Below are 3,132 nucleotides of genomic sequence, written 5' to 3'. Positions count from 1 at the left end.
CTTCGGGTCGGATGCGCGAATTGAGGCTTCGGCCTCGTTTCGAGACTTCGGTCTCATGGGGCCTGCGTGCTCCGGCTGTTTGACAGGTTAATAGGAAGAAAGAGAAACGTGGACGGCGGAGTCCTTGCGGACTTCTTCGGAGCCTTCGGGTGAAGGAGAAGTCGGATGAGGTACGGTGTCATACGTTTCTACTCAAAGAGGCCCCGATCTCTGAGAAGAGAGCGGTGAGGTCTCGACCTCGTCAGAGGTTTTGAGTGCAAGCGACGATGATTGCCGGATTAATTCTCATTCAACTTGAGAGTTTGATCCTGGCTCAGAACGAACGCTGGCGGCAGGCTTAACACATGCAAGTCGAACGCACCGCAAGGTGAGTGGCAGACGGGTGAGTAACACGTGGGGATCTGCCCAATGGTACGGAATAGCTCCGGGAAACTGGAATTAATACCGTATGAGCCCGCAAGGGGAAAGATTTATCGCCATTGGATGAACCCGCGTCGGATTAGCTAGTTGGTGTGGTAAAGGCGCACCAAGGCGACGATCCGTAGCTGGTCTGAGAGGATGATCAGCCACACTGGGACTGAGACACGGCCCAGACTCCTACGGGAGGCAGCAGTGGGGAATATTGGACAATGGGCGCAAGCCTGATCCAGCCATGCCGCGTGAGTGATGAAGGCCTTAGGGTTGTAAAGCTCTTTCGCCGACGAAGATAATGACGGTAGTCGGAGAAGAAGCCCCGGCTAACTTCGTGCCAGCAGCCGCGGTAATACGAAGGGGGCTAGCGTTGTTCGGAATCACTGGGCGTAAAGCGCACGTAGGCGGATTGTTAAGTCAGGGGTGAAAGCCTGGAGCTCAACTCCAGAACTGCCCTTGATACTGGCAATCTCGAGTCCGGAAGAGGTAAGTGGAACTGCGAGTGTAGAGGTGAAATTCGTAGATATTCGCAAGAACACCAGTGGCGAAGGCGGCTTACTGGTCCGGTACTGACGCTGAGGTGCGAAAGCGTGGGGAGCAAACAGGATTAGATACCCTGGTAGTCCACGCCGTAAACGATGGAGGCTAGCCGTTGGTGAGCATGCTCATCAGTGGCGCAGCTAACGCATTAAGCCTCCCGCCTGGGGAGTACGGTCGCAAGATTAAAACTCAAAGGAATTGACGGGGGCCCGCACAAGCGGTGGAGCATGTGGTTTAATTCGAAGCAACGCGCAGAACCTTACCAGCCTTTGACATGCCCCGGAATTGGATCAGAGATGAACCAAGCTCTTCGGAGCCGGGGACACAGGTGCTGCATGGCTGTCGTCAGCTCGTGTCGTGAGATGTTGGGTTAAGTCCCGCAACGAGCGCAACCCTCGCCCTTAGTTGCCATCATTCAGTTGGGCACTCTAGGGGGACTGCCGGTGATAAGCCGAGAGGAAGGTGGGGATGACGTCAAGTCCTCATGGCCCTTACGGGCTGGGCTACACACGTGCTACAATGGCGGTGACAGTGGGACGCGAACCCGCGAGGGTGAGCAAATCTCCAAAAGCCGTCTCAGTTCGGATTGCACTCTGCAACTCGAGTGCATGAAGTTGGAATCGCTAGTAATCGTGGATCAGCACGCCACGGTGAATACGTTCCCGGGCCTTGTACACACCGCCCGTCACACCATGGGAGTTGGCTTTACCCGAAGGCGCTGCGCTAACCCGCAAGGGAGGCAGGCGACCACGGTAGGGTCAGCGACTGGGGTGAAGTCGTAACAAGGTAGCCGTAGGGGAACCTGCGGCTGGATCACCTCCTTTCTAAGGACGATCCCTCAGGAAGACCTCGGTCTTTCTATCGGATCTCTTAGATACAAGCTCGCAGTCAGCGAGCATTATGCGGGACGCCGCCGTCTTCGTTTCTCTTTCTTCATGGACGAGCCCAGGCCACTGGGCCTTGACGCTCCGTTCGCGGATCGCCGGGCCCGACTGCAGGCTTGGGGCCTGTAGCTCAGGTGGTTAGAGCGCACCCCTGATAAGGGTGAGGTCGGACGTTCGAGTCGTCCCAGGCCCACCACTTCATCGAGGCGTCTTCTGACCGCCGCGCACCTTCCGGGGCCATAGCTCAGTTGGGAGAGCGCGTGCTTTGCAAGCATGAGGTCGTCGGTTCGATCCCGTCTGGCTCCACCATCACCTCGGTGATGCGTGTCGAGCGCGGTGATTACTCGTCCATGAGAACCTGAATTCGCCCATTCCTCGGGATAACCCGGGAATGAGGCGTGTTGTCTGACATCGTAAAGAAGCATTCATTCGATCAGTCGCAAGACGGATCGGAACATGGCGCCCTCGGGCGTTGTGGATCCGGTTGTCGGGGCCTGACCGCACCGTCGTCGAATGATATGCGAAGCAAGCTGGTCTTTAGAATAGCTTCGATGCCGTGTGGCGGGTCTCTCAAAACCGCCACGCCCCCGTGGAGCGCACAGAGGTTGCACACCTCTCGTGAGCACGTTCCACGACGTTCCTGATGGGGTGGGCATCGAAGATGAGAACGATCAAGTGTCTTAAGGGCATTCGGTGGATGCCTTGGCGCTGAGAGGCGATGAAGGACGTGGTACGCTGCGATAAGTCACGGGGAGCTGCGAACAAGCTTTGATCCGTGAATTTCCGAATGGGGAAACCCACCTTCGATGACTGGAACTCTGAGGTCTTGCCTCGGGGTTTCGCGCAAGTGGATCCTTGGCCGCAAGGCTTTGGAATTCCAGTTATCACATGAAGGTATCAAGCCCTGAATACATAGGGGTTTGAAGCGAACCCGGGGAACTGAAACATCTAAGTACCCGGAGGAAAGGACATCAACAGAGACTCCGTTAGTAGTGGCGAGCGAACGCGGACCAGGCCAGTGGTGAATGAGCGACAAGTGGAACCGGTCAGGAAAGCCGGGCCTTAGTGGGTGATAGCCCCGTACACGTAATGCAATCATTCATCCTCGAGTAAGGCGGGACACGTGAAATCCTGTCTGAACATGGGGGGACCACCCTCCAAGCCTAAGTACTCCTCAGCGACCGATAGCGAACCAGTACCGTGAGGGAAAGGTGAAAAGCACCCCGACAAGGGGAGTGAAACAGTTCCTGAAACCGGATGCCTACAAACAGTAGGAGCCCAAGGTTCGTCCTGGGTG

Annotated in this window: 2 tRNA genes and 2 rRNA genes (1 of these 4 running past the window's edge); all 4 read left to right on the top strand. The window is 56.5% G+C overall.

Features of this window, described 5'->3' with window-relative positions:
- The first annotated feature begins 290 nt into the window (after positions 1-290).
- Positions 291-1,775, top strand: a 16S ribosomal RNA gene (locus FO470_RS19430).
- A gap of 179 nt (positions 1,776-1,954) precedes the next feature.
- Positions 1,955-2,031 (top strand) — tRNA-Ile (locus FO470_RS19425).
- A gap of 37 nt (positions 2,032-2,068) precedes the next feature.
- Positions 2,069-2,144 (top strand) — tRNA-Ala (locus tag FO470_RS19420).
- A 360-nt stretch (positions 2,145-2,504) separates the two neighbouring features.
- A 23S ribosomal RNA gene (locus tag FO470_RS19415) occupies positions 2,505-3,132 on the top strand; it runs 2,201 nt beyond the window's last position.
- Together the 16S and 23S rRNA genes with 2 tRNA genes alongside form the textbook arrangement of a ribosomal RNA operon.

The sequence above is a fragment of the Ancylobacter moscoviensis genome, from assembly GCF_007559435.1.
Classification (GTDB): domain Bacteria; phylum Pseudomonadota; class Alphaproteobacteria; order Rhizobiales; family Xanthobacteraceae; genus Ancylobacter; species Ancylobacter moscoviensis.
The sequence above is the reverse complement of the archived record's forward strand: the minus strand, read 5'-3'. Positions and strand labels throughout refer to the sequence as shown.